Raw genomic sequence first — 26,380 nt, forward strand, 5'->3', positions numbered from 1 at the left:
TCAGGCGAGCCGCACGCGCGCCAGCTGCCGGGACTGCGCCACGAGCCGGTCCTCGCTGTCCCAGACCTCCGCGTCCTCCTCCAGGAAGCCGCCCGCGAGGTTGCGGGTGGTGATGGAGACCCGCAGCGGGCCGGGGGCGGGGCGGTGGCGCACATGGACCGTCAGCTCGACGGTCGGGACCCAGCCGGAGATGCCGATCTCGAACGCGGTGGGCGGCAGGGCGTCCACGGCGAGCAGCAGCGAGAGCGGGTCGGCGTCGCGGCCGTCGGCCAGCCCGAACCAGGCCCGCATCTCGCCCTTGCCGGACGGCCGGCCGATCGCCCAGCCGACGGTGGCGGGGTCGAGCTTGAGCATCAGCCGCTCGGTGATGGCGGAGCTGCCGGAGACCGGGGCGGGGCCGTCGTCGGCGCCGAAGCAGTGGTCGATGGGCGGGATCGCCGGCGGCACGGCCGTCGTGCGGACGTCGTCGGGGAGGGCGTCGAGGTCGCCGTAGGAGGCGAGGACGCGGATGCGCTCGACCTCGTGGCCCTCGTCGTCGTACTGGAAGAGGGAGGCCTGGCCGGTGGAGAGGGTGCGGCCGGTGCGGACGACGTCCGTGCGCACGACCGCGGGGCCCGGCTGGGACGCGGTCAGGTAGTGCGCGGAGATCGTGAACGGGTCGCTGTGCGGCAGGGCGTCCGCGAGGGCGCGACCGAGGACGGCCAGCAGATAACCGCCGTTGACGGCGCTGATGATGGTCCAGCCGGCGGAGAGGTCGATGTCGTACACGCCGGGCTCGCGCCACGTGAGCGCGGTGTCGCGGTCGAACTCGCTGTCGCCGATCGTGGCCCGCTGGGCCGTGGTGGCGGAGGCTGCTTCTGGCATGGCTGAACGGTACAACAACTAACTACTAAGCGGTAGCTTTTCGTTCGGCGCGGTCTCGGGGGTGAACCCGAGGGCCCGCTTCGCCCCTCTATGAGGACATGAGTCTCACCGGGACCCCGTTCCTCGCCACGCTCGCCGTGCTGTGCGCCGCCGCCGTCGCCCTGCCGCTGGCCCTCTGGTCACGGGTGCCCGGACCCCGGTTCGCCCGCGTCGCGGCCCGGCTGGCCATGCTGCTGTTCGCCCAGGCCACGGCGGTCGCCCTGGTCTTCACGCTGGTCAACAACTCCAACCAGCTCTACGACAACTGGGACGACGTCCTCGGGACCGGCGACCATGTCCGCGAGGCCGTCGACCTCGGGGCGAGCGGCACCGGCGGGATAGCCCTGGAGACCCTGCCCCGGGTCCGCCAGACCTTCGAGCGGGGCAGGGGGCCCGGCATGCGCGCCGAGGGCGGGGTGCTCGTCACCCGGCTGGAGGGCCGGGTGTCGGGGGTCCACGCCGAGGTCAACGTCTGGCTGCCGCCCCAGTACGACGACCCCGCCTACCGCGCGCACCGGTTCCCGGTCGTCGAGCTGCTGCCCGGCTATCCGGGCTCCTCCAAGGCCTGGTTCGGGTCGATGGACGCCACCGAGCAGCTGGCGCCGCTGATGCGCGCGGGGCGGATCGAGCCGTTCATCCTCGTCTCGCCGCGCACCAACCTGCTGCCGGGCGTGGACACCGGGTGCGCCAACATCGCGGGGCGGGTGAACGCCGACACCTGGCTGAGCGTGGACGTGCCGAAGATGGTCACCGACAACTTCCGGGCGCGGGCGGCGCCCGAGGGCTGGGCCGTGGCCGGCTACTCGGCGGGCGGCCACTGCGCGGTCAAGCTGGCCGTGGCCCACCCCGACCGCTACCGCGCCGCCGTCGGCCTGTCCGGGTACAACGACCCCGCCGCCGAGGCCGGCTCGCTCGCGGCCCGCACCCCCGCGCTGCGGGCCGCCAACGACCCGTACACGCTGCTGACGCGCTCCCCCGCCCCGCCGCCCGTCGCGCTGTACCTGTCCGGGCAGCCGGGCGACGGGTACGAGGCAGCGCAGGCCCTCGACCGCGTCGCCCGGCCGCCCACGCGCGTGGACGTGGTGTTCGTCCCGCCGAGCGCCGGAGGCCACACCATGGCGTTGTGGAAGCCGCAGGTCGTGCCGGCCTTCCGGTGGCTGAGCGAGGTGATGGCGCCGCGGGACGCGCCCCGCGCTACTCCTCCCGCACGGTCGAGCGCCGGTTCCACGCACGGGGAGCCCGCCAGTGGAACCGCATGGCGAGCAGCCGCAGCACGAAGGCCGTGACCGCCGCGGCCGTGCCGGTGACCGGGGTCAGGGCGTCGTAGTGGATGCACAGCACGGTCAGCGAAGCGCCGACGATCGCGGGGACGGCGTACAGGTCGCGGTCCCAGCGCAGCAGCGACGGCACCTCGTTGGCCAGCACGTCGCGCAGCACACCGCCGCCGACGGCGGTCGCGAGACCCAGCGCGACGGAGGCGGTGAGGTTCAGCCCGTAGTCGTACGCCTTCGCCGTCCCGGCGACGCAGAACAGGCCGAGGCCCGCCGCGTCGAAGACGTTCACACCGGTCTGGATGCGCTCCACATGCGGGTGGAGGAAGAACACCAGGAGCGCGGCGAGCAGCGGGGTGAGGAAGTACCCCAGGTCCGTGAACGCGGCCGGCGGCACGGCACCGATGACCACGTCCCGGAACAGTCCGCCGCCCAGGGCCGTGACCTCGGCGAGGACGGCTATGCCGAAGACGTCGAAGTTCTTGCGGACCGCGAGCAGGGCGCCCGAGATCGCGAACACGAAGATTCCGATCAGGTCGAGCGTGTGCTGGACGGACGGAGTGAAAAGTTGCTGGAGCACCCGTACATTCTTACGCAGCAAACGGCCCCCGCCTTACAAAAGAAGGCGGGGGCCGCTGCGTGGCTACTTGTCGTCACCCTCGGCGGGAGCTTTGGCGGAGTCCTCCGCGGCGGGCTCGCCGTCGGTCCCGTCCGCCTCATCGGCCTCATCGGCCTCGGCAGCGGGCTCGGCGGTCTTCTCCGCCGCCGGCGCGACCTCCGCGGCCACCGCGGCCGACGTCTGCGCCGACTCGGCGAGCACCTCGTCGGCCACCAGCTCGGCGGCCTCCTTGGCGGCGGTGAGCAGCACCGTGTCCTGCGGCTGCTGGTCCTCGAAGTTCTCCGGGTGGTGGCACGCCACGCGCTGGCCGGGCCGCAGCTCCAGCAGCGGCGGCTCCACCGTCCGGCAGACCTCGGTCGCCTTCCAGCACCGGGTGTGGAAGCGGCAGCCGGGCGGCGGGGCGATCGGCGAGGGCACGTCCCCGCGGAGCAGGATGCGCTCGCTCTTGGCGCCCCGGCGCTTCGGGTCCGGCACCGGCACGGCCGACATCAGGGCCTTGGTGTACGGGTGCATCGGCGCCTCGTACAGCGAGGTGCGGTCGGCGAGCTCGACGATCTTGCCGAGGTACATCACCGCGATGCGGTCCGACACGTGCCGGACGACCGAGAGGTCGTGCGCGATGATCACGTAGGTCAGGCCGAGCTCCTCCTGGAGGTCGTCCATGAGGTTGACGACCTGCGCCTGGATGGAGACGTCCAGGGCGGAGACCGGCTCGTCCGCCACGACCAGCTTCGGCTTCAGCGCGAGCGCCCGGGCGATGCCGATGCGCTGGCGCTGGCCGCCGGAGAACTCGTGCGGGTAGCGGTTGTAGTGCTCGGGGCTCAGGCCCACCAGCTCCAGGAGCCGCTGGACCTCCTTCTTCACCCCGCCCTCGGGCTGGACGCCCTGGAGCCGGAAGGGCGCCGAGACGATCGAGCCGATGGTGTGCCGCGGGTTCAGGGAGCCGTAGGGGTCCTGGAAGATCATCTGGATGTCCCGCCGCAGCGGGCGCATCCCGGCCGTGTTCAGCCGCGTGATGTCCTTGCCCTCGAAGTGGATCGAGCCGCCCGTCGGGTCCTGGAGACGGGTGATGACCCGGCCCATGGTCGACTTGCCGCAGCCGGACTCGCCGACCACGCCCAGCGTCTCGCCCTTGCGCACCTCGAAGTCGATGCCGTCGACGGCCTTGACCGCGCCGACCTGACGCTGGAGGACGCCCTTGCGGATCGGGAAGTGCTTCTGCAGGCCCTCGACCTTCAGCAGCACCTCGCGCTCGGCGGCGGGGGCCGGCGCCTGGGCCGGGACGGCCGCGTCCGATTTCTTCGTCTCACTCACAGCTTCGGCGCAATCTCTTCGGTCCAGATCCGCGTGCGGTCCTCAGCCGAGAGGTGGCAGGCGGAGAAGTGTCCGCTGCCGACCGGCTGGAGCTCCGGGCGCACGGTACGGGTGACATCGCCCTTGGGGATGTCGGCGTACGGGCAGCGCGGGTGGAAGGCGCAACCCGACGGGACGTTGATGAGGCTCGGCGGCTGGCCCTTGACGGGGATGAGCCGCTCGGAGGTCTCCCGGTCGATGCGCGGCATCGAGCCGAGCAGGCCCCAGGTGTAGGGGTGCTGCGGCCGCTCGAAGACGTCGTCGACGGAGCCCCGCTCCACGCACCGGCCGCCGTACATCACGAGGACGTCGTCGGCGATCTCGGCCACCACGCCCAGGTCGTGCGTGATGAGGACGACCGCGGAGCCGAACTCCTTCTGCAGGTCGCGGATGAGGTCCAGGATCTGCGCCTGGACGGTCACGTCCAGGGCGGTCGTCGGCTCGTCCGCGATGAGCAGTTCGGGGTTGTTGACCAGCGCCATCGCGATCATCGCGCGCTGGCGCATACCGCCGGAGAACTCGTGCGGGTAGTTGTCGACGCGCTTGCCGGGCTCGGGGATGCCGACCCGGTCGAGCATCTCGATGGCCCGCTTGCGCGCGGTCTTCTTGTTGACGTCGTGGTGGACCCGGTACGCCTCCACGATCTGGCTGCCGATCGTGTAGTACGGGTGCATCGCGGACAGCGGGTCCTGGAAGATCATCGCCATCTCGCGGCCGCGCAGCCGGCGCACCTCGTCCGGGTCGGCGGAGATGAGCTCCTTGCCGCCCAGCCAGATCTCGCCGGACATCTGCACGTTCTTGCCGCGTGCGCCGAGCCGGTGCAGGCCCATGACCGCGAGCGAGGTGACCGACTTGCCGGAGCCGGACTCGCCCACGATGCAGAGGGTCTTGCCCTTCTCCAGCGAGAAGCTCAGCCCGTCGACGGACTTGACCAGACCGTCGTCGGTCGGGAAGTGCACCTTGAGGTCACGGACATCGAGGAACGCCGTGGACGCGTCGGAGTCGCCCTTCACGGGCTCCCCCACTGCGGCACCGGTCTTGGAGAGTTCGGTCACGAGATCCTCACCCGCGGGTCGGCGGCGGCGTACAACAGGTCCACCAGGAAGTTGGCGAGTACGACGAAGAAGGCGGCCAGGAGCGTGACGCCGAGGATCGGCGGCAGGTCGTTGTCCCGGATGGACTGCACCGCGTACTCGCCGATGCCGTGCAGGGAGAACACCGTCTCGGTGATGACGGCACCGCCGAGCAGGAGTCCGAGGTCCATGCCGAACACGGTGATGATCGGCGTCAGCGCGGCCCGCAGACCGTGCCGGACCACGACCTTCCGCTCCCGCAGGCCCTTGGCGCGGGCGCTGCGGATGAAGTCCTCGTTCATCGTCTCCAGCATGCCCGAGCGGGTGAGCCGGGCGTAGATGGCCGAGTACAGCAGGGCGAGCGAACACCACGCCGGGAAGAGCGTGTTGGCCCACTGCGAGGGGTTCTCGGTGAACGGGACGTACTCGCGGCCGAAGATCGGCCACTGGAAGGTGAAGAGGAACAGCGCGAGCTGGCCGGTGAAGAACATGGGCAGCGAGACACCCGCGAGGGCGATGCCCATGAACGTCCGGTCGGCGAACGACCGCGGCTTCAGCGCGGAGATCACACCGGCCGTGACACCGCCCACCAGCCACAGCACGGCGGCACCGGCGGCCAGGGAGACCGTCACGGGCAGCCGGTCGGTGAGCTGCGGCCAGACCTCGACGTGCGTCTTGAAGGAGTAGCCGAAGCAGGGCGCGCTGCAGTGCGCCGTGGTGGGGCCGAGGTCGTAGGTGGCGCCGGAGACGATCCCCTTGATGAAGTCCCAGTACTGGATGTACACGGGCTGGTCGAGACCGAGGTTCTGCTTGACCGCCTCGATGTCGGCCTGGGTGGGGCTCTTCCCGATGTACTGCTGCGCCAGCTGGTCGGCCGTCTGGCCGGCGAGCCTGGGCAGCAGGAAGAAGATCGCGAAGGTGACCGCGGTGACGACCAGCAGCAGGATCACTGCCGCGAGCGTCCGGCGGAGGATGTACGAGATCACGGGGATCGGCGCTGGTGCCCGCGGGCCGCGAGGCCCGCGGGCACCAAAGCCTTCACCTGCCTTCCGGGGCTACTTCTTGGTCGTGCCGATGTTGAGGTAGTCGTACTGACCGCTGAAGGCCGCGGTGGACACCAGGTTGGTGAAGCCGGCGGGGCGGTACAGCAGGACCTTGAAGTAGGTCAGCGGAACGAGGGCCGCCTCCTCCATCGCCTTCTTGTCGATCTCGGCGTAGAGGCTGTCGCGCTCGCCCTGGTCCTCGCTGGCGATCGCCTTCTCCAGCAGGGAGTCGACGTCCTTGTTGTCCAGCTGCGACAGGTTCGTGTTGCCGGACTCGCCGATCGCGTCGCTGTGCAGGATCTGCTGCAGGAAGCCGTAGCCGGACGGCCAGTCGGCACCCCACTGCATCATGTGCAGACCGATGTTCTGCTTCTTGTTGAACTTCGGGACACCCGCGGCGTCGGTGAAGTACTTGCCCGACGGGAACTGCTTCAGGCTGGCGTTGATGCCGACCTTCTTCAGCGAGTCGATGATCGCGGTGGCCGCGTCGATCTCCGCGGGACGGTCGCTGCGCGCCGAGATGTTGGTGTTGATCGACGTCTTGCCGCAGGCCTTCAGCTGCTCCTTGGCCTTGGCGACGTCGCCCTTGTTGCCCGGCGTGGCGTACAGGTCGGACTTCTGGTAGCCCGGGATGTCCGGCGGCAGGACGGTGGAGGCGATGTCACCGCGGATCGGGCCGCCGAGAGCGGTCTGCACGGAGACCTTGTTGACCGCGAGCTCCACGGCCTTGCGGCACTCGACCTTGTCGAACGGCGCGAGCTTGGTGTTGATCGCCATGTAGACCAGGCGGCCACCGTAGGTGTTGTCGGTGTTGGCCTTCTGGTCCGAGGAGTTGACGACCTTCGCCTGGGTCGCGGCCTGGACGCCCGTACCACCGAGGTCGATGGCCTTGCCGGCCATGACGTCCTGGTCGATGGTCTCGGCGTTGACCTTCAGCTTGACGACGACCTTGGCCGGGTACTGCTTGCGCAGCGGGTCGGTCTTGGCGTCCCAGTTCTCGTTGCGGACCAGGACGGCTTCCTTGCCCTCCTGGTAGCTCTCGAACTTGTAGGAGCCCGACGACACGATCTTCTTGACGTAGTCGACGCCGGTGTCCTTCGCCTTCGGCACGGGGGCCGTCTGCGGGGTGGCGACCAGGTAGTCGAACTCCTGGAAGGCGCGGTTCAGCTTGAAGACGATGGTGGTGTCGTCCGGCGTCTGGATGGACGAGATGCCCTTGTCGCTCTTGTCCTTGTACGGGCCCTTGTACTTGTCGCCGCCCTCGAGGAACTGCTGGAAGTAGCTCGGGCCGAGGGAGAGCACGTCACGCGCGAAGTTGGAGCGCTCGACGGCGTACTTCACGTCCTTGGACGTGATCGGGGTGCCGTCCTCGTACTTCAGGCCCGGACGCAGCTTGTACGTCCAGGTCTTGCCGCCGTCGCTGGGCTCGCCCGGGGCGGAGGCCAGGTCCGGGACCAGCTCGTTGCCGGACTCGCCGGCGCCGGGCTTGAACGTCATCAGCGGGCGGGCGTACAGCCGGCTGAGGTTGTACATGTACGCGTAGTACGTGTTGCCCGGGTCGAAGGAGTCCGGGACGTCGGAGTACTCGTACGTGACCGTCCCACCCTTCTGGGTGGAGGCGTTGACGACGTCCTTGGTCGCGGCGTTGGCCCCAGCCGACTTCGATCCGTTGTTGTCCGACTTGTCATCGGCCTTGCTGCAGGCCGAAAGCAGCAAGCTCGCACTGCCGACGACCGCAACCGCGGCCAGCACTGACCTTCGCATGATGGTCTGCTTCCCCTCCATTGTTGGAAATCTCTGGGACTCTCGATCCGGCCGCGGGTCAGCGGCTGCGCGGGTCGAGAGCGTCACGAAGACCGTCGCCGAGCAGGTTGAACGCCAGGACGGTGACGAAGATGGCGAGGCCGGGCACGATCATGAACTGCGGGTCGACCTCGTAGAAGTCGACCGCCTGGTTGAGCATGCCGCCCCACGATGCCTGCGGGGGCTGGATGCCGACACCGAGGAAGCTCAGGCTGGCCTCGAAAAGGATGTTCGTCGGGATGAGCAGCGTCGAGTAGACGATGATCGGGCCGACCAGGTTCGGGAGGAGCTCCCGGAAGAGGATGTACGGCCCCTTGGCCCCCATGCCCCGGGAGGCGTCGACGAACTCGCGCTCCCTGAGGGCCAGGGTCTGGCCGCGGACGATGCGGCCCAGATACGGCCAGTTGAAGAAACCGATGATGAAGATCAGGACACTGATGTGCAGCGGCAGGCCCTCCAGGCCGAAGGCACCGCCCTGCAGGGTGGCCGAGATGGCGATGGCGAACAGCAGCAGCGGGAACGCCAGGAAGGTGTCCATCAGACGGCTGATGATCGTGTCCACCCGGCCGCCGTAGTACCCGGCGACGACGCCGAGGATGGCGCCGATCGTGTTGGACAGCAGCGTGGCACCGAAGGCGACGACCAGCGAGACCCAGGAGCCCTCGAGGATGCGGGTGGCGATGTCGCGGCCGAACTTCGGCTCGACACCCAGCGGGTGGTCCCAGCTCATGCCGCCGAAGTCACCCTTGGGCAGCGAGGTGTTGGGGTCGATGAGGTCCTGGTTGAGGGCGTTGGGGTCCAGGCCGAGCATCGCCTGGAGGGGACGCGACAGGATCGCGAGCAGGATCAGCAGGACGACGATGACGCCGCCGGCGACGGCCGCCTTGTCCTTCTTGAAGCGGGACCAGGCGATCTGCCCCAGGGAGCGCCCCTCGATCTGGCTCTTCTCGATCCCGGAGAGCACGGCCTCAGGCTGTGCTCCAGCCTCCGCTCCCGTTGTCTCGATCGGTGCGGTCACAGTGGAATTGACCCCTCTCGGCCGGCGGTTGCCGACCCCCCTGGCTGCCGCGGTAGCGGTTGCTCTCACTCGCACACAGGGCCGACCGGCCCTGCCTAGCGGGGAGTCTTCAATGCGGGAGTGATCAGTCGCCAGAGCCAACGGGGAAAGGATGCGCAACCGTGATGCTGTTTGGGGGATTCCGTTATCCGAACAGTGGGTAACAGGGGCCGGACGCGCACCAGTTGGGGCGTATGAGGGCGGACCGGGACCTTCCGATCGCATCTACGCGCGGAGATTCACCTGCGAAACCACGCCGGGAAGACGCTCGCGCCTACGACAGAGGGGGGTGGGAGGAAACGGCTCAAGCGCAAGCGAATGCTCAGTAACGGCCCTGTGCCGGAGGGTAGCCATAGCCTCCGGCGGGGGCGGGGGCGTGTGCCTCGCGGTCGTAGAACGGCCGCGCGGCCGCCCGCATCCACAGCGCCACCGGGTCGTCCTCGTCGGCCAGGGCGACGGTCGAGACCGGCAGTCCGTCCGGGACCGCGGTGACCGACTGGAGCATCATCGAGCGCACCGCGTCCACGGCGGGCGGGCTGGTGTCGTACACGTCCAGGCCGATCGCCAGATACGGCGCCCCCAGCGCGGGCTGCACCCAGGCGCGGCGCAGGGTGCGCACGGCCGGGGTGCGGTGCGCGTTCTGCGCGAGGAGGGCGTAGAACTGCGGGATCTCGATGGCGGGCTCCGACAGCCGCAGCGGGCCCGCGGGCTGGCGGTCCAGGCCGGTGGCGATCCGGCGCAGGTCGAGCCAGGGGATGCCGACGCCGCCGCCGGGGGCGTGCGGGTTCAGCCAGAGGCCGTAGTGGTCGGGGTAGAGGGTGCGGGCCACGTCGAGCCCGTCGACGACCTCGTAACTGCGGTTCCAGCCGCTGGCCGACAGCTCCTGCGCGGAGGTGACGCACGGGGCGTAGCCGTGTCCTTCGACCTCCATGTTCCCGTACTGGGCGTCCGGGGAGCCCGCCTGACCGTGCCACAGCAGCATCCAGACCTGGCCGGTGGCCGGGGTGGCGAGCGCGCGCAGGAGGGCCTCGTAGGCGTCGTAGCGCCCGGGGGTCACCTGGCGCAGCATGTGCTCGACCTGCCCGGTCGAGGTTGTGCCGCTCGCGCTCACGTTTTACCGCCCCTTCGGGAGAACCTGGCTTTGAGCCCAGCTTAGGGCCTGCCGTTCGGATCCTGGGCGCTCCGCTCGGGGTCTCAGGGCTCGCGGGTGTAGAAGGGGCGGACCTTCGCCCGCATCCAGTCGATGACCGGGTCCTGGGCCACGTCGAGGAGGACCAGGTTGACCGGCCAGGGCACGGGGATGCGGCCGAGGGCGCGGCCCAGGGCGTCGGTGGGGGCCGCCCTCAGATCGCCCTCCCAGTGGGTCAGTTCGACGCCGACGAACATGACCGGCGGGCCCGTCTCGATCGCGGCGAGACAGCGGCGGGCGGTGGCGACGACGCCGGTCGCGGCGAACTCGGCCGAGGCGGCGGACAGGAAGTCGACCGGGTCGTCCTGCCAGTCGGGCTCGTAGAGCTTGACGCGGCCGCCGGAGGCGGGGCCGTCCAGCGGGGTGCGGCCCGCCCGGCACACCTCGGCCACCGCCGCCGGGGGCAGCGGCACGCCGACCACGCCGCCCGGGTTGACGGCGATGCCCACGTGCGGGGGCAGTCCACGGGCGAACTCCACGGCCGGGGCGACGGTGTACGCCATGTGGGAGCCGACGACCTGCCGGAACTGCTCCTCGGAGGAGAACACCGGGACATAGCCCTGGCCGTCGATCTCCATGCCGGGCAGGTCGAGCGGACCGCTGTGCGGGCCACCGCCGTTGGGCAGCGGGACCCAGACGAAGCTGCGGCCCAGCACCTCCACGATCCGGGCGCCGGCCGAGGGCCGGCCGAGGGAGGCGGAGAGCACCTCCTCCAGTTCGTTGCCGGGCCAGCCGCCGTGCGGGTGGAGAGGTGAGCCTGCCGGGAAGTCCGCCGGGAGATCCGCTGCGAAGTCCATCTGTGGGTGACCGCCTGCTGTGAATCACGTCTGAGGATCGAAAGGCTACCGGGGTCCCCGCCGTCCGGCGGGGCCCGGTCAGCCCGTGAAGCCGATCCGGCGCAGCGCCGCGGCCGCGTCCCGGTCGAGCAGCACCGCGGAGCCGCAGCCCCGGGGCAGGTCGCCGGCGGTGAGCGCGCGCATCAGCCGGGAGGCGGCGCGCCGGTGGCGCAGGAAGGCGTACCGGGAGACGCCCCGGCCGCGCTCGCGCTGTCCCGCCAGCGCGGTGTCCGGGTCGACGTCGAGCACCAGCAGGTGCAGGACTCCGCCGCGGCGCCGGGCCGCCCGGGCCAGCCAGCCGCGCACCCACGCCTGGGTGCCGCAGTCGTGCACGACGAGCCCGCCCCCGCGGCGGACGGCGCGGCGCAGCCCGGCGTAGTGGGAGAGGCGGACCAGGGGCCGGTAGAACGCGTAGGGCAGGAGGCGGGGCATCCGGGCGTCCCAGCGGTCCCGGGTGTCCTGGGAGTCGACGCGCGGGCCGGGCACGGTCCGCCGCATCAGGGTGGACTTGCCGCTGCCGGGCAGACCGGTGATCACGACGAGGTCGCGTGGGCCGAACAGCAGGGCGTGCGGGCCGCGGCCGGACCGCTCGCGCAGATCGCGGACGACGGGCGCGGGCGCGGCGGTCCCGACGGCGGGGGCCGCCGGCTGCCCGGGCAGGGCGATGCCCGAGGTCGTGGCGTACGCCGAGGTGCGCTTCACCGTCATCGTCCTCCTCCGCATACAGGCTTCCCCGTCCCCACCGTGTGTAAAGAGAAGGTAATGGAGTCTCGCCTCCGATTTCGTTCGCTTACTGCCACAGGCCGGTTACAGATGTGGCCTGGGGCAGAGGGGGCCGGGCATGCGATGATGGCGGCGCCAACTGCATACCGGCCGCTTGAATCCGCGCGGGAGAGTCCCCGGCAGTACGCCGCCGGGGCGCCGAAGGAGCAAGTCCCTCCCTTGAATCTCTCAGGCCCCGTTACCGCGCGGGCGAGGCACATCTGAAAAGCGGGCCACCGTGCGCGGTGGCTCCACCCAAGGTGCAAGCCATGAACTTCCCCTCCGGGGGTCGTGGCGAACCTCTCAGGTTCCGATGACAGATGGGGAGGAACGTTCCTCGCCCGTCTGCCCTTGGAGAAGACCGACCGATGAGCAGTACCGCAGCCTCCGCACCGCGCCGTACCGCGCTCGATGCCCTGCATCGCTCGCTCGGCGCCACCATGACCGACTTCGCCGGCTGGGACATGCCCCTGCGCTACGGCTCCGAGCGCGACGAGCACAACGCGGTGCGCACCCGGGCCGGCCTGTTCGACCTGTCCCACATGGGTGAGATCACGGTCACCGGCGCCCAGGCGGCGGCCTTCCTGAACCACGCCCTGGTCGGCAACATCGCCTCCGTCGGCGTCGGCCGCGCCCGCTACACCATGATCTGCCAGGCGGACGGCGGCATCCTCGACGACCTGATCGTGTACCGGCTCGCCGAGACGGAGTACATGGTCGTCGCCAACGCCTCCAACGCCCAGGTCGTGCTCGACGCCCTGACCGAGCGGGTGACCGGCTTCGACGCCGAGGTCCGCGACGACCGCGACGCGTACGCGCTGATCGCCGTCCAGGGCCCCGAGTCCCCCGGCATCCTGAAGTCCCTCACCGACGCCGACCTCGACGGCCTGAAGTACTACGCCGGCCTGCCCGGCACCGTCGCCGGCGTGCCCGCCCTGATCGCCCGCACGGGCTACACCGGGGAGGACGGCTTCGAGCTGTTCGTGAAGCCGGAGCACGCCGTGGAGCTGTGGCAGGCGCTGACCGAGGCCGGCGAGGGCGTCGGCCTGGTCCCCTGCGGCCTGTCCTGCCGGGACACGCTCCGCCTGGAGGCGGGCATGCCGCTGTACGGCAACGAGCTGTCGACCTCGCTCACCCCCTTCGACGCCGGGCTCGGCCGGGTGGTGAAGTTCGAGAAGGAGGGCGACTTCGTGGGGCGCGAGGCGCTCCGGGCGGCCGCCGCCAAGGCCGAGACGGACCCGCCGCGCGTCCTGGTGGGCCTGGTCGCCGAGGGCCGCCGGGTCCCGCGCGCCGGGTACCCGGTCGTCGCCGGCGGCGAGGTCGTCGGCGAGGTGACCTCGGGCGCCCCCTCCCCCACCCTGGGCAAGCCGATCGCCATGGCCTACGTCGACGCCGCGCACGCGGCGCCGGGCACCCCCGGTGTCGGCGTGGACATCCGCGGCAGCCACGAGCCGTACGAGGTCGTGGCGCTGCCGTTCTACAAGCGCCAGAAGTAGGACCCGCGAGCGGCACGAGCACCGCCGCGCGTACAGACTGGCAGGGCGGCGTGCGACCCCGCACGCCCGCCGCCATGTCCGTGTCCCCCGTCCCCCATTCATCAGCACTCCCGCGTGTACAGGAGAATTCAGGCCATGAGCAACCCCCAGCAGCTGCGTTACAGCAAGGAGCACGAGTGGCTCGCGACCGCCGAGGACGGCGTCGCCACGGTCGGCATCACCGAGTTCGCGGCGAACGCGCTCGGCGACGTCGTCTACGCCCAGCTCCCCGAGGTCGGCTCGACCGTGACCGCGGGTGACACCTGTGGCGAACTGGAGTCGACGAAGTCCGTCTCCGACCTGTACTCCCCGGTCACCGGCGAGGTCACCGAGATCAACGAGGACGTGGTGAACGACCCGGCCCTGGTGAACTCGGCCCCCTTCGAGGGCGGCTGGCTGTTCAAGGTGCGCGTCACGGAGGAGCCGGCCGACCTGCTCTCCGCCGACGAGTACGCCGCCCACACCGCCGGCTGAGGAGCCGTAGTCCCCCATGTCTGAGAACTCCCTTCTGAACACGCCCCTGCACGAGCTGGACCCGGCGGTCGCCGCGGCGCTCGACGCGGAGCTGGAGCGTCAGCAGTCCACCCTCGAGATGATCGCGTCGGAGAACTTCGCTCCGCTCGCCGTCATGGAGGCGCAGGGCTCGGTCCTGACGAACAAGTACGCCGAGGGCTACCCCGGCCGGCGCTACTACGGCGGCTGCGAGCACGTCGACGTCGCCGAGCAGATCGCGATCGACCGGGTCAAGGAGCTGTTCGGCGCCGAGTACGCCAACGTGCAGCCGCACTCGGGCGCCTCGGCCAACCAGGCCGCGCTGTTCGCGCTGGCCCAGCCGGGCGACACCATCCTGGGCCTGGACCTGGCGCACGGCGGCCACCTCACCCACGGGATGCGGCTGAACTTCTCCGGCAAGCAGTTCCAGGTGGTCGCGTACCACGTGGACGCCGAGACCGGTCTGGTCGACATGGACGAGGTGGAGCGCCTCGCCAAGGAGCACCGCCCGAAGGTGATCATCGCGGGCTGGTCGGCGTACCCCCGGCAGCTGGACTTCGCGGCCTTCCGCCGGATCGCCGACGAGACCGGCGCCTACCTGTGGGTCGACATGGCCCACTTCGCGGGTCTGGTCGCGGCCGGGCTGCACCCCAACCCGGTGCCGCACGCCGACGTGGTCACCTCGACCACCCACAAGACGCTCGGCGGTCCGCGCGGCGGGATCATCCTGGCCCGCAGCAAGGAGTTCGCGAAGAAGCTGAACTCCTCCGTCTTCCCGGGCTTCCAGGGCGGTCCGCTGGAGCACGTGATCGCCGCCAAGGCGGTCTCGTTCAAGGTGGCCGCCTCCGAGGAGTTCAAGGAGCGCCAGCGCCGCACGGTCGAGGGCGCCCGGATCCTCGCGGATCGGCTGACCGCGGCGGACGCCCGCGAGGCCGGCGTGAACGTGCTGTCCGGCGGCACGGACGTGCACCTGATCCTGGTCGACCTGCGCGACTCCGAGCTGGACGGGCAGCAGGCCGAGGACCGCCTCCACGAGGTCGGGATCACGGTCAACCGCAACGCGGTGCCGAACGACCCGCGTCCGCCGATGGTGACCTCCGGGCTGCGCATCGGCACCCCGGCGCTGGCCACCCGCGGTTTCACCGCGGAGGACTTCACCGAGGTCGCCGACGTGATCGCCGAGACGCTGAAGCCGTCCTACGACGCCGCGGCGCTCAAGGCCCGGGTGAAGGCGCTCGCCGACAAGCACCCGCTCTACGCCGGTCTGAACAAGTAGGACCGTCGTCCCTTCCCCGGGGCGTCCCGCACACTCGAAGGTGCGGGGCCCCCGGGGAAGGCCCCCCGCACGACCCCGCACCACCCCGCACCGAGGAGTTTCCGTGGCCATATCGGTCTTCGACCTGTTCTCGATCGGCATCGGCCCGTCCAGCTCCCACACGGTGGGCCCGATGCGGGCGGCCCGTATGTTCGCGCGCCGGCTGCGCAACGAGGGCCTGCTGGAGTCCGCCACCGCCGTCCGGGCCGAGCTGTACGGCTCGCTGGGCGCCACCGGGCACGGGCACGGCACCCCGAAGGCGGTGCTGCTCGGCCTGGAGGGCGACTCGCCGCGCACGGTGGATGTCGAGTCCGCCGACCAGCGGGTGGAGTCGATCAAGGAGTCGGGCCGGCTGCGGCTGCTCGGCGAGCGCGAGATCGCCTTCTCCTTCGACGACGACCTGGTCCTGCACCGCCGCAAGGCGCTCCCGTACCACGCGAACGGCATGACCCTGTGGGCGTACGACGCCCAGCGCGCCGAGCTGCTGACGAAGACGTACTACTCGGTGGGCGGCGGTTTCGTCGTCGACGAGGACGCGGTCGGCGAGGACCGGATCAAGCTCGACGACACCGTCCTGAAGTACCCGTTCCGCACGGGCGACGAGCTGCTGCGCCTGACCCGTGAGACGGGCCTGTCGATCTCGGCGCTGATGCTGGAGAACGAGCGGGCCTGGCGCACCGAGGAGGAGATCCGCGAGGGCCTGCTGGAGATCTGGCGGGTGATGCGGGAGTGCGTGGCGCGGGGCATGTCCCGCGAGGGCATCCTGCCCGGCGGGCTGAAGGTGCGGCGCCGGGCCGCGAACACCGCGCGCAAGCTGCGTTCCGAGGGGGACGCGAAGGCGCTGGCCATGGAGTGGATCACGCTCTACGCGATGGCCGTGAACGAGGAGAACGCCGCCGGCGGCCGGGTGGTCACCGCCCCGACGAACGGCGCGGCCGGCATCATCCCGGCCGTCCTGCACTACTACATCAACTTCGTGCCGGGCGCCGACGAGGAGGGCGTGGTCCGCTTCCTGCTGGCCGCGGGCGCGATCGGCATGCTCTTCAAGGAGAACGCCTCGATCTCCGGCGCCGAGGTCGGCTGCCAGGGCGAGGTCGGCTCGGCCTGCTCGATGGCGGCGGGCGCGCTGGCGGAGGTGCTGGGCGGCTCCCCGGAGCAGGTGGAGAACGCCGCCGAGATCGGCATGGAGCACAACCTGGGCCTCACCTGCGACCCGGTCGGCGGTCTCGTGCAGATCCCCTGCATCGAGCGCAACGGCATGGCGGCCGTCAAGGCGGTCACGGCGGCCCGGATGGCGATGCGCGGCGACGGCTCGCACAAGGTGTCCCTGGACAAGGTCATCAAGACGATGAAGGACACGGGCGCCGACATGTCCGTCAAGTACAAGGAGACGGCTCGCGGAGGGCTCGCCGTGAACATCATCGAATGTTGACGATTCCACGTCGATGACGCGTCAGCCGTGCCACGGTGGGGCATGAGCCAGGTCAACTCCTGTCCCCCCAGGCACCCCAGGGAGTCCCCCCATGCTGCGCGGCATCGACGTGAGCGCGTACCAGTCCTCCTCCTACGACACCGACGGCCTCTCCTTCGTCTTCGTCAAGGCGACGGAGGGCCGTTCGTACGTCAACCCGAAGCTCTCCGCCCAGACCAGGCACGGCCGTGACGCGGGCCTGGTCGTCGGCTACTACCACTTCCTGTGGCCCGGGAACCTGACCGCCCAGGCCGACTACTTCCTGAAGCACGCGCCGGAGAAGGCGGGGGACATCCTCGCCGTCGACTGGGAGACGACCGGCGAGGGCACGCACGCGAGCAACGCGGAGAAGGACCGGTTCATCCGGCTCCTGAAGGAGAAGCGCCCGGACAACCGGGTGGTCCTGTACTGCAACCGCCACTACTGGCTGAACGTCGACACCACGTCGTACGCCGGGGACGGCCTGTGGATCGCCGACTACGTCACCAAGGGCAAGCCGCGGATCAAGGCGAAGTGGCGCTTCCACCAGTACACGGACGACCCGCTGGACAAGAACGTCGGGAATTTCGCCGACAAGGCGGCGCTGCGGGAGTGGGCCGGGAACGCCTGAAGGGGCGCCTTCCCTGAGGGGAGGGCGCCCCTTCACAGGGGTCCTGACGGTCCTACTTGCTCAGGAAGGCCCAGAACTCGTCGAAGGACAGCACCTTGTCGCCGTTGAGGTCGCGGCTCTTGATGATGGCCTCGGCGACGGACTCGGTGACGTTCCAGTCGCCGCCCTGGGCGAGGGCGGTCTTGAACTCGGCGGCGGTGATGGTGCCGTCGCCGTCCGCATCGATGCGCTCGAACTGCTTGCGTGCTTCCTCGATGTCGATGTGCGCCACCGGTCCGCCCCTCTGTTCGCGTGTACTCGCGTCAAGTCGTAGTCGTGCTGGCTTTTTGCCGCAGGTCAGATTATCCGTTCGCGACGGCGGGGCGGCCCTCAGCGTTCGGTGACCCTCATCTCGAACCAGGTGGTCTTGCCGCGGGGCAGCAGATCCACGCCCCAGCGGTCGGCGAGCTTGTCGACGAGGAAGAGCCCCCGGCCGCTGACGTCCATCTCCTGGACCGGCATCAGACAGGGCAGACCGCGGGAGGGGTCGCGGACCTCGATCCGGATCCAGCCGCGCCGGCGGCGCATCCGTAAGCCGAAGACCCGGGCGCCGGTGTGACGGACGGCGTTGCCGACGAGTTCGGAGACGAGGAGGACGGCGTCCTCGGCCATTCTGGGACTCAGGGCCCACTGCCGCAGGACCACGGTCTGGGTCAGCCGGCGTGCGGTGGCGGCCGATTCGGGGCGGGACGGCAGCGGAACTTCGGCCTCCGTGGGATTGCCGAACAGCTCCAGCGCCTTCGCGGCAGTGTCGTCCTCGACCGCCGGCGACCAGCGCGCCGCGGCCGCACGGCTGTGTCCCCGCGGCTGTTCGATACCCTCCAGCCCCGCCATGCCCCCATCATGGCCGTCCGCGGGGCTCCGCGTGGCCGTTCCCGAGGAATACACCCCCCGGAAGGGGTCATTCCGCCGCAGCCGATCGGCATATGCCACCGGCAGTTCGGAGCCCTCCACAGCCCCGCTGAGCTGCGGCGGAAGGCCTCTCGGCGGCCCTTGCCCGACTCCCTCGACAAGGCGCGCTTAAGGCTGCCTTAAGACTGACATAAGCCGCCCCATCGAGGGATCCGGGTCAGACACAGCGTCAATTGCAAGGGGTGCGGCGGAGGTTCACCGGACCGCGCGGACGCGTCAGAGGAACTTCGCCTTGCCGGGACCCTCCTCGACGAAGCTGCGCATCCCGCGTTCGCGATCCTCGGTCGCGAACAGGCCCGCGAACCAGTTCCGCTCGACGGCGAGGCCCGTCTCGATGTCCGTCTCCAGGCCGGTGTCGATGGACTCCTTGGCCGCGCGCAGCGCGATCGCCGGCCCCTGGGCCAGCCTCGCCGCCCAGGCGTGCGCCTCGGCGTAGACCTGGTCGGCCGCCACCACGCGGTCCACCAGGCCGAGTTCGCGGGCCTCCTCGGCCTTGACCATCCGGCCCGTGAAGATCAGGTCCTTGGCCTTCGACGGGCCGACCAGACGGGCCAGCCGCTGGGTCCCGCCCGCGCCCGGGATGAGGCCGAGCAGGATCTCGGGCTGGCCCAGCTTGGCGTTGTCCGCGGCGATACGGAAGTCGGCGCACAACGCCAGCTCGCAGCCGCCGCCGAGCGCGTAGCCGGTCACCGCGGCCACGACGGGCTTGGGGATGCGGGCCACCGCCGTGAACGACTCCTGCAGGGCCCGGGCCCGCACGACCATCGCCGTGTGGTCCATGGCCTGCATCTCCTTGATGTCCGCGCCGGCCGCGAACACCTTCTCCCCGCCGTAGATCACCACGGCCCGCACGTCGTCCCGGCGGCCCGCCTCCTCGGCGAGTTCCTTGAGCCGGTCCTGGGTGGCGACGTCCAGCGCGTTCATCGGCGGCCGGTCGAGACGGAGGGTACCGACGCCTTCGGCGACTTCGAGATTCACGGTCATGCGAGCAGGTTAACGGGGGCTAACGCGCGGCGGAGGGGTGCGGTCGGTCACATGCCGTGCCCGGGAACGCGAACGGCCCCGGTGCGAAGCGCACCAGGGCCGTCAGGCCGTCACCAGGCGGGCCCTACGCCTTCCACTTCTCCCAGGACATGTTCCAGCCGTTCAGGCCGTTGTCCGGGGCCACCGTGGCGTCGGCGGAGTTCTTCACGACGACGACGTCGCCGATCATCGAGCGGTTGTAGAACCAGGCGGCCGGGGCGTTCTTGTCCCAGGCGCCCTTGACGTCGCGCAGGCCGACGCAGCCGTGGCTGGCGTTGCTGTTGCCGAAGGCGCCGCTCGCCCAGTAGTTGCCGTGGATGAAGGTGCCGGAGTCGGTCAGGCGGATGGCGTGCGGCACGTCCTTGATGTCGTACTCGCCGTCGTAGCCGACCGTGTCGCCGTTCATCCGGGTCTGGACGAACTTCTCGGTCATGACCATCTGGCCGTTCCAGGTCTCGTAGCCGGGCGCGCCCGTCGTGACCGGGATCGTCCTGATGGTCTTGCCGTCGCGGGTGACCTTCATCTTCTTGGTCTTCACGTCGACGTAGGAGACCTGGCTGCGGCCGATGGTGAAGGTGATCTTCTTGTCCTGCTTGCCGTAGACGCCGTCGCGGCCCTCGACGCCGTCGAGGTCGAGGTCGACGGTGACCTTGGTACCGGCCTTCCAGTACTTCTCGGGGCGGAAGTCCAGGCGGTCGTTGCCGAACCAGTGGCCGGCGACCTCGACGGCCGGCTCGGTCTTGATGGTGACGGCCTTCTCGACGTCCTCCGGGTTGGTGATGCCCCGGTCGAAGCGGAGGGAGAACGGCATGCCGACCCCGACCGTGGAGCCGTCCTCGGGGGTGAACCTGCCGAGGAAGGTGGCCTTCGGGGTGAGCGTCGTGAAGTCGGAGTCCTTCGTGGTCTCGACACCCTCGGTGTCCTTGGCGACCGCGTGCACCGTGTACGTGGTGGAGGCGGCGAGATGCCGGGACGGCGTCCAGCTGGCGCCGTCGCCGGATATCTCGCCATCGACCGCGTTGCCCTTGGCGTCCTTGACCTCGACGGCGGTCAGCCTGCCCTTGGCCGCGGTGACCTTCAGCGCGCCGCTGGTGTCGACGGACTTCGCCCCGTCCTTCGGGGCTATGGTCACCTCCGCGCTGGACTTGCGGACCTCGGCCTGCGAGGAGTCCCCGCCCTTGGCCCCGTCCGCGCCCTTGTCCGATCCGCCGCCGCCCCCGCACGCGGCGACCGCCAGCAGCAGCACTCCGGCCAGTGCCGCCATGCCCTTGCGTCCGCGCCGCGCGCGTGCGTCAACCGACGCCCCCCATATCGGCCGCACGTTCAATTCCGTGTCCCTCCCCCGGGCCTCAGCGGGCCCAATCCCCCGCGCGTCCACCGCGCTCACCGGCGCATATTAACCACAAGGTCAGGTCGCCGACGTCGGTGCGTCTGTCACCGTTTCGTTCCAACATCACCGGCCGGGTGGGACGGCCCCCCGCCGCCCCACCCGGCGCCGCCCGCCGCCTACTTCACGGCGCTTCCCGCCTTCCAGTCCTTCCAGCCCATGTTCCATCCCCCGAGGCCGTTGTCCGGGGCGACCTGCTTGTCGTTGCTGTGCACGACCTCGACGACGTCCCCGATGAGGCTGCGGTCGAAGAACCAGCCCGCGGGGGTGTCGGAGCCGCCGCCCTTGACGTCCCGCAGCCCCACGCACCCGTGGCTGACGTTGCTGTGCCCGAACACCGAGGCGTCCGCCCAGTAGTTGCCGTGCAGGAACGTGCCCGAGCGGGTCAGGCGCATGGCGTGCGGGACGTCGGGGATGTCGTACTCGCCCTTGCCGTCGGCCTTCCTGAAGCCGACGGTGGCGCCGTTCATCCGGGTCAGCTCCAGCATCTCGGTGACCACCATCTTGCCGTTGTAGGTGGTGGTCGCGGGGGCGCCCGCGGTGACCGGCACGGTTGTCAGAAGGGCGCCGTCGCGCCGCACCTCCATGGTGTGCCGGGCCGCGTCGACGACGGAGACCTGGTGGCGGCCGACGGTGAAGGAGAACGTCTTGCGCTGCAGGCCGTACACGTCCGGTGCCCCCTCGACGTCCCGCAGGTCCAGCGCGACGGTGACCCGGGTGCCGGGCTTCCAGTAGTGCTCGGGGCGGAAGTCCAGGCGGGTCGCGCCGAACCAGTGCGGGCGGATCTCCACGGCCGGTTCGGCGGTGACGCGGACGGCGCGCTCCACGGCGGCCCGGTGGGCGATCGCGCGGCTGAACTCCAGGGAGACGATCATCCCGGTGCCGACGGTCGCGCGGTCCTCGGGGGTGACGTAGCCGATGAACCGCTTCTCGGGGACGTACGTGGTGAAGGTCGTGTGCCGTGCGCTGCGGCGTCCGTGGCCGTCGAGGGCCACCGCGTCGACCGTGTACCGGGCGGCCAGCGCGAGCCGGGGCTCGTCCGGCTCCCAGCGCAGGCCATCCTTGGAGATGTGCCCGGGCACCGGGGCCTCCTCGGCGTCCTGCGACTTCACCACCCGCACCGACTCCAGGCGCCCGCTGCGCACCCGGACCAGCAGCCGGTCGTCCGGGGACGCGCCCTTGGTGCCGTCCTTCGGTGTCACCCGGATGACGTCCTCGGCCGCAGGCGCCTTGTTCAGCAGCCGGTCGAGCCCGGCCGCGTCGCCGTCCTCGGTGCAGCCGGCCACTCCCGCCAGCAGTCCCGCCCATGTCAGTACGGCGGCCACCACGGCCACCGCGCGCCGCGCGCGCCCTTGTACGTGCCTCACGAAGACCCCAACGACGGGGGCGGCCCTGGGGAAACGTGAGTGCGAGCTACGCGGTGGGCAGAACAGTGGGGAGACGACGCGACGGGGAGCCGCGGTACGGGACGCCCGCGGCCCCCTTCCCTACGCGTGTGGTCCCTGAGCCGTGGGAGGCCGTCAGGTGTCGAGCGCAGCCGAGCAGGAGGCGGTGGCCGGGGCGGTCGCCGCTGAGGAGGGGCGCCCGGCCACCGCGGTGAACGGGGCACGCGGCAGGGCGCCGGGGGTGCCCGTGTGGCCGGGGACGCCGGTGCCGCTCGGCGCCCGCTTCCGGGTGGGCCCGGACGGGGTGGCGGGCACCAACTTCGCGCTGTGGGCGGGCGGGGCGGAGGCCGTGGAGCTGTGCCTGTTCGACGAGCGGGGCAAGGAGACCCGCGCCGGGCTGACCGAGCTGACGCACGAGATCTGGCACGGCTTCGTGCCGGGGGTGATGCCCGGGCAGCGCTACGGCTACCGGGTGCACGGCCGCTGGGACCCGTGGACCGGCGCCCGCTGGAACCCGGCGAAGCTGCTGCTCGACCCGTACGCGCGCGCGGTGGACGGCGACTTCGGCCTGCCGCCCGAGGTGTACGGCCATGTCCGGGACTGGCCCCAGCAGCATGTCGCGGACACCGTGCGCGACGAGCGGGACTCGGCGCCGTACGTCCCCAAGGGGGTGGTCGTGCACGACGACGCCCCCGACGACGAGTGGCAGGACGACCGCCGCCCGAAGACGCCCTGGGCCGACTCGGTGATCTACGAGCTGCATGTGCGCGGCTTCACCCGGCTGCACCCCGGCATCCCGGAGGACCTGCGCGGCACCTACGCCGGGCTGGCGCACCCGGCGGCGATCGAGCACCTGGTGGGGCTGGGGGTGACGGCGGTGGAGCTGCTGCCGGTGCACCAGTTCGCGCACGAGGACCATCTGCTGCGCCGCGGTCTGCGCAACTACTGGGGCTACAACTCCATCGGCTACTTCGCCCCGCACGCCGCGTACGCCGCCTCGGGGACGACCGGCCAGCAGGTCGGCGAGTTCAAGCGGATGGTGCGCGCGCTGCACGCGGCCGGGATCGAGGTCATCCTCGACGTCGTCTACAACCACACGGCGGAGGCGGGCGAGCTGGGCCCGACGCTGTCGCTGAAGGGCATCGACAACCGGGGCTACTACCGGCTGCAGGGGGACGCCCGCCGCTACGCCGACTACACGGGCTGCGGGAACACCCTGCACGTCGTCCAGCCGCACGTCCTGCGGCTCATCACCGACTCGCTGCGGTACTGGGTGACGGAGATGGGGGTGGACGGCTTCCGGTTCGACCTGGCCGCCGCGCTGGCCCGCTCGATGCACGACGTCGACATGCTGTCGCCGTTCCTCGCGGTGATCGCGCAGGACCCGGTGCTGCGGCGGGTGAAGCTGATCGCCGAGCCGTGGGACGTCGGCTCGGGCGGCTACCAGGTGGGCGCCTTTCCCCCGCTGTGGACGGAGTGGAACGACCGCTACCGGGACGCCGTGCGGGACTTCTGGCGCGGCGCCCTGCCGGACGTACGGGACCTCGGGTACCGCCTGTCGGGGTCGAGCGACCTGTACGCCTGGGGCGGGCGCAGGCCGTACGCCTCGGTGAACTTCGTGACCGCGCACGACGGTTTCACGCTGCGGGACATGGTGTCCTACGAGCACAAGCACAACGAGGCGAACGGCGAGGGCAACCGGGACGGCTCGAACGACAACCGGTCCTGGAACTGCGGCGCCGAGGGCGAGACGGACGACCCGGAGGTCCTCGCGCTGCGGCGGCGGCAGCTGCGGAACCTGCTGACCACGCTGCTGCTGTCGACGGGCGTGCCGATGCTGGTCGCGGGCGACGAGATGGGGCGCACCCAGCGCGGCAACAACAACGCCTACTGCCAGGACAACGAGATCAGCTGGCTGGACTGGGGGCTGCTGGAGGAGCCGGGCTGGAAGGCGCTGTCCGATCTGACGGCGCGGCTGATCGCGCTGCGCCACGACCATCCGGTGCTGCGCCGCCGGGCGTTCTTCTCGGGCCGGGCGCACTCGGCGGACGGGCTGCGCGACCTGGCCTGGTTCACCGCGCGCGGCACGGAGATGACGGAGGCCGACTGGTACGCGCCGGCCGCCACGCTGGGCATGTATCTGTCCGGCCGGGACATCCCGGGCCGGGACGAGCGGGGTGCGCCCGTCCTCGACGACAGCTTCCTCGTGGTCCTGCACGCCGGGCACCGGCCGGTGCGGTTCGTCCTGCCGGGGACGCCGTGGGCGCGGCGGTACGAGGTGGTGGTCGACACCTCGCGGGAGGAGCAGGACGGGGCGCCGGGCGTGGAGCAGCCGGCGGGGACGGAGATCACCGTGCCGGAGCGGGCCGTGCTGCTGCTGCGGGTGGCCGGCTGATCAGCCGAGGATGCCCCGCTCGTAGGCGGTGGCGACGGCGGCCGCGCGGTCGTTGACGCCGAGCTTGGCGTACAGGTGCGTGAGGTGGGTCTTCACGGTGGCCTCGCTGATGAACAGCTCGCGGGCGATCTCCCGGTTGGAGGTGCCCCGGGCGACCAGTGCCAGGACCTCGCGCTCGCGTGCCGACAGCGGTTCGTCGCGGTCGTTCCTGGGGGCGCGCACGGCGCAGACCAGCCGGGAGGCGACGGCCGGCGAGAGGACCGTACGGCCCTCGGCGGCGGCCCGGACCGCGGTGAACAGCTCGTCGCGCGGGGCGTCCTTGAGGAGATAGCCGGTGGCGCCCGCCTCGATGGCGGGCAGTGTGTCGGTGTCGGTGTCGTAGGTGGTCAGCACGAGGACCCGGGCGCGGGCGCCGGCGCGGGTGAGGTGGGCGATGGCCGCGACCCCGCCGCCGCCCGGCATGCGCAGGTCCATGAGGATCACGTCCGGGTCGAGGTCCGCGGCCCGCTCCACGGCCTCCTCGCCGCTCGCGGCCTCGCCGAGCACGGTGAAGCCGGGCGCGGACTCGAACATGCCGCGCAGTCCGTCCCGGACGACGGGGTGGTCGTCGACGATCAGCAGGGTGATGGGGGACGCGTCAGGGCTCATGGCGCACCAACGGTACGCGAGCCGACAGGGCGGTGCCGCGCCCCGGTTCGGCCTCCACGGCGAGGCAGCCGGCGATGCGCTCGGCGCGGGCCCGCATCCCGGCGAGCCCGAAGCCGCCGTCACGGCTGCGTTCGGGCAGGGCGTCCGGGTCGAAGCCGCGGCCGTCGTCGCGGATGTCGAGGATGACCTCGTCGCCGAGGAAGGTGAGGGTGACGCCCACCCGGGTCGCGTCCGCGTGCCGGGCGGTGTTGGACAGGGCTTCCTGCGCGATGCGGAGCAGGGTCGCCGACAGTTCGTCGTGGAGGTGCTCGGCGGTGCCGGTGACGGTGAAGTCGGCGCGGGTGCCGGTGCGTTCGGACCACTCGGCGACCGTGCCCTTCAAAGCCTGCGGCAGGCTGCCATGCTCCAGGGCGACGGGGGCGAGGTTGTGCACCGAGCGGCGGGCCTCGCCGAGGCTGTGCCGGGCGAGCGCGGAGGCGCGGTCGAGGTGGGTGCGGGCGGTGGCCAGGTCGGGGGCGCCTGCGACGACCTGGAGCTGGGCGATGATCCCGGTCAGGCCCTGCGCGAGGGTGTCGTGGATCTCGGCGGCGAGACGGCGGCGCTCGTCGGCGACGCCCGCCTCCCGGGCCTGGACGAGCAACTGGCTGTGCAGGGCGGCGTTCTCGGCGAGGGCCTGGTGCAACGCGGTGTTGGCGCGCTCCAGTTCGGCGATGGTCTCGGCGCGGGCGCGGGAGCGTTCCTCCTGCTGGGCGGTGAGATGGCCGACGACGACGAGGAGGACGCTGTTGACCAGCACCAGCCCGGCGAACACCGCCCACTGCACGGGCCGCTGGAAGGGCAGCCCGCCGGCCTGCGAGCCCGAGACGGTGACCGCGCAGGCGAACGGCCCGGCCCAGCGCAGCCGCCGCCCCCGCATCAGTTCCTCGGCGTCGAAGTAGCCGGCGGCCGCGTAGAACGCGAAGAACGGGTTGAGCCAGGTCAGCGCGAAGCCGAGGGCCCAGCGCACCGCGTAGTACACGGTCCCGGCGGCGGACGGGCCGGGCCGGGTGCGGTTCGTGCGGCCCCACCACAGCTGCAGCACGAGGCCGGCGAGCACCAGGGCGCCGACCGCCGTCCGCTCCCCCGCGCCGGGCGTCAGTTCGGCGGTGGCCAGCGACAGCAGGGTGGCGACGGCGAGCAGGACGTACGGCCCCTTGGCGCGGATCACCTGCCAGCGCCGTTCGATGTCCCGGTCCGACAGGGTCATGGCACCAGTCTGC

Annotated in this window: 24 protein-coding genes and 1 riboswitch; of the genes, 7 read left to right on the forward strand and 17 right to left on the reverse strand. The window is 71.2% G+C overall.

The genetic code is table 11. The annotated features are described in order from the left end of the window. Complete coding sequence (locus tag ACFV46_RS10875; protein WP_385497781.1) at nt 1–864, reverse strand: thioesterase family protein; 864 nt, start codon at nt 862–864, stop codon at nt 1–3. 98 nt (nt 865–962) lie between these two features. Here ACFV46_RS10875 and ACFV46_RS10880 point away from each other — a divergent pair, with 98 nt between their 5' ends. Next, nucleotides 963–2,189: an alpha/beta hydrolase gene (locus ACFV46_RS10880; protein WP_385497783.1), complete on the forward strand. Its 1,227-nt coding sequence runs from the start codon at nt 963–965 to the stop codon at nt 2,187–2,189. Here the strand turns inward: ACFV46_RS10880 and ACFV46_RS10885 are convergent. From ACFV46_RS10885 to ACFV46_RS10925, 9 genes are all read right to left on the reverse strand, one after another. After that, a complete protein-coding gene (locus ACFV46_RS10885; protein WP_361933739.1) occupies nt 2,098–2,754 on the reverse strand; it encodes a trimeric intracellular cation channel family protein in 657 nt (218 codons plus the stop codon). The genes ACFV46_RS10880 and ACFV46_RS10885 overlap by 92 nt on opposite strands. Nucleotides 2,755–2,817: 63 nt before the next feature. Continuing rightward, nucleotides 2,818–4,107 carry an ABC transporter ATP-binding protein gene (locus ACFV46_RS10890; RefSeq protein ID WP_385497784.1) on the reverse strand — a complete coding sequence of 430 codons (1,290 nt, stop codon included), beginning with the start codon at nt 4,105–4,107 and terminating at the stop codon, nt 2,818–2,820. After that, on the reverse strand, nt 4,104–5,201 hold the full coding sequence (locus ACFV46_RS10895) for an ABC transporter ATP-binding protein (RefSeq protein ID WP_361933734.1): 1,098 nt from the start codon (nt 5,199–5,201) through the stop codon (nt 4,104–4,106). The genes ACFV46_RS10890 and ACFV46_RS10895 overlap by 4 nt, the downstream gene beginning before the upstream one ends. Continuing rightward, the gene (locus tag ACFV46_RS10900; protein WP_361933731.1) at nt 5,198–6,205 is read right to left on the reverse strand and encodes an ABC transporter permease; all 1,008 of its coding nucleotides are present in this window, start codon (nt 6,203–6,205) and stop codon (nt 5,198–5,200) included. Before ACFV46_RS10900 ends, ACFV46_RS10895 begins: the two co-directional genes overlap by 4 nt. Nucleotides 6,206–6,274: 69 nt before the next feature. Continuing rightward, nucleotides 6,275–8,047 carry an ABC transporter substrate-binding protein gene (locus ACFV46_RS10905; RefSeq protein ID WP_385497785.1) on the reverse strand — a complete coding sequence of 591 codons (1,773 nt, stop codon included), beginning with the start codon at nt 8,045–8,047 and terminating at the stop codon, nt 6,275–6,277. Nucleotides 8,048–8,084: 37 nt separating this feature from the next. Beyond that, nucleotides 8,085–9,083: an ABC transporter permease gene (locus tag ACFV46_RS10910; RefSeq protein ID WP_361933726.1), complete on the reverse strand. Its 999-nt coding sequence runs from the start codon at nt 9,081–9,083 to the stop codon at nt 8,085–8,087. 361 nt (nt 9,084–9,444) lie between these two features. Next, nucleotides 9,445–10,233: an enhanced serine sensitivity protein SseB C-terminal domain-containing protein gene (locus tag ACFV46_RS10915; protein WP_361933723.1), complete on the reverse strand. Its 789-nt coding sequence runs from the start codon at nt 10,231–10,233 to the stop codon at nt 9,445–9,447. A gap of 83 nt (nt 10,234–10,316) precedes the next feature. After that, complete coding sequence (locus ACFV46_RS10920; RefSeq protein WP_376727440.1) at nt 10,317–11,108, reverse strand: enhanced serine sensitivity protein SseB; 792 nt, start codon at nt 11,106–11,108, stop codon at nt 10,317–10,319. Between the two features lie 78 nt (nt 11,109–11,186). Further along, the gene (locus tag ACFV46_RS10925) at nt 11,187–11,855 is read right to left on the reverse strand and encodes an AAA family ATPase (protein ID WP_361933717.1); all 669 of its coding nucleotides are present in this window, start codon (nt 11,853–11,855) and stop codon (nt 11,187–11,189) included. A gap of 170 nt (nt 11,856–12,025) precedes the next feature. Then, nucleotides 12,026–12,124: riboswitch (glycine riboswitch) on the forward strand. 153 nt (nt 12,125–12,277) lie between these two features. Between ACFV46_RS10925 and gcvT the strand changes: the two genes are divergently transcribed. From gcvT to ACFV46_RS10950, 5 genes are all read left to right on the forward strand, one after another. Further along, nucleotides 12,278–13,405 (forward strand): glycine cleavage system aminomethyltransferase GcvT, encoded by a 1,128-nt coding sequence (gene gcvT, locus ACFV46_RS10930; RefSeq protein ID WP_361933715.1) that lies wholly within the window; start codon nt 12,278–12,280, stop codon nt 13,403–13,405. A gap of 135 nt (nt 13,406–13,540) precedes the next feature. After that, nucleotides 13,541–13,918, forward strand: coding sequence for a glycine cleavage system protein GcvH (gcvH, locus tag ACFV46_RS10935; RefSeq protein ID WP_361933713.1), 378 nt, complete (start codon nt 13,541–13,543; stop codon nt 13,916–13,918). 16 nt (nt 13,919–13,934) lie between these two features. Further along, entirely contained in the window at nt 13,935–15,212 is a 1,278-nt protein-coding gene (glyA, locus tag ACFV46_RS10940) for a serine hydroxymethyltransferase (RefSeq protein WP_283285940.1), read from the forward strand. Nucleotides 15,213–15,315: 103 nt separating this feature from the next. Continuing rightward, on the forward strand, nt 15,316–16,683 hold the full coding sequence (locus ACFV46_RS10945; protein WP_385497786.1) for an L-serine ammonia-lyase: 1,368 nt from the start codon (nt 15,316–15,318) through the stop codon (nt 16,681–16,683). A 91-nt stretch (nt 16,684–16,774) separates the two neighbouring features. Beyond that, a complete protein-coding gene (locus ACFV46_RS10950) occupies nt 16,775–17,332 on the forward strand; it encodes a glycoside hydrolase family 25 protein (protein ID WP_361933708.1) in 558 nt (185 codons plus the stop codon). Between the two features lie 52 nt (nt 17,333–17,384). On the opposite strand, the gene ACFV46_RS10955 is transcribed toward ACFV46_RS10950, so the two are convergent. The 5 genes from ACFV46_RS10955 to ACFV46_RS10975 form a co-directional block, all read right to left on the reverse strand. Next, nucleotides 17,385–17,603 carry an EF-hand domain-containing protein gene (locus tag ACFV46_RS10955; RefSeq protein WP_361933705.1) on the reverse strand — a complete coding sequence of 73 codons (219 nt, stop codon included), beginning with the start codon at nt 17,601–17,603 and terminating at the stop codon, nt 17,385–17,387. A 98-nt stretch (nt 17,604–17,701) separates the two neighbouring features. Beyond that, the gene (locus tag ACFV46_RS10960) at nt 17,702–18,205 is read right to left on the reverse strand and encodes an ATP-binding protein (protein ID WP_062666485.1); all 504 of its coding nucleotides are present in this window, start codon (nt 18,203–18,205) and stop codon (nt 17,702–17,704) included. Between the two features lie 294 nt (nt 18,206–18,499). Further along, nucleotides 18,500–19,267, reverse strand: coding sequence for an enoyl-CoA hydratase-related protein (locus tag ACFV46_RS10965; RefSeq protein WP_361933702.1), 768 nt, complete (start codon nt 19,265–19,267; stop codon nt 18,500–18,502). A gap of 124 nt (nt 19,268–19,391) precedes the next feature. Beyond that, nucleotides 19,392–20,633, reverse strand: coding sequence for an Ig-like domain-containing protein (locus ACFV46_RS10970; RefSeq protein WP_376727441.1), 1,242 nt, complete (start codon nt 20,631–20,633; stop codon nt 19,392–19,394). 179 nt (nt 20,634–20,812) lie between these two features. Further along, entirely contained in the window at nt 20,813–22,060 is a 1,248-nt protein-coding gene (locus ACFV46_RS10975) for an Ig-like domain-containing protein (RefSeq protein WP_376727442.1), read from the reverse strand. Between the two features lie 157 nt (nt 22,061–22,217). Between ACFV46_RS10975 and glgX the strand changes: the two genes are divergently transcribed. Beyond that, nucleotides 22,218–24,473 carry a glycogen debranching protein GlgX gene (gene glgX, locus ACFV46_RS10980; protein WP_385497788.1) on the forward strand — a complete coding sequence of 752 codons (2,256 nt, stop codon included), beginning with the start codon at nt 22,218–22,220 and terminating at the stop codon, nt 24,471–24,473. Here glgX and ACFV46_RS10985 read toward each other — a convergent pair whose 3' ends face one another. Further along, nucleotides 24,474–25,121: a response regulator gene (locus tag ACFV46_RS10985; protein WP_385497789.1), complete on the reverse strand. Its 648-nt coding sequence runs from the start codon at nt 25,119–25,121 to the stop codon at nt 24,474–24,476. It abuts the gene before it with no gap. Further along, nucleotides 25,111–26,367, reverse strand: a complete 1,257-nt coding sequence (locus ACFV46_RS10990) for a sensor histidine kinase (RefSeq protein WP_385497790.1) — start codon at nt 26,365–26,367, stop codon at nt 25,111–25,113. The genes ACFV46_RS10985 and ACFV46_RS10990 overlap by 11 nt, the downstream gene beginning before the upstream one ends. Nucleotides 26,368–26,380: the final 13 nt, after the last annotated feature.

It is taken from the genome of Streptomyces sp. NPDC059852 (assembly GCF_042731455.1).
Lineage (GTDB): Bacteria > Actinomycetota > Actinomycetes > Streptomycetales > Streptomycetaceae > Streptomyces.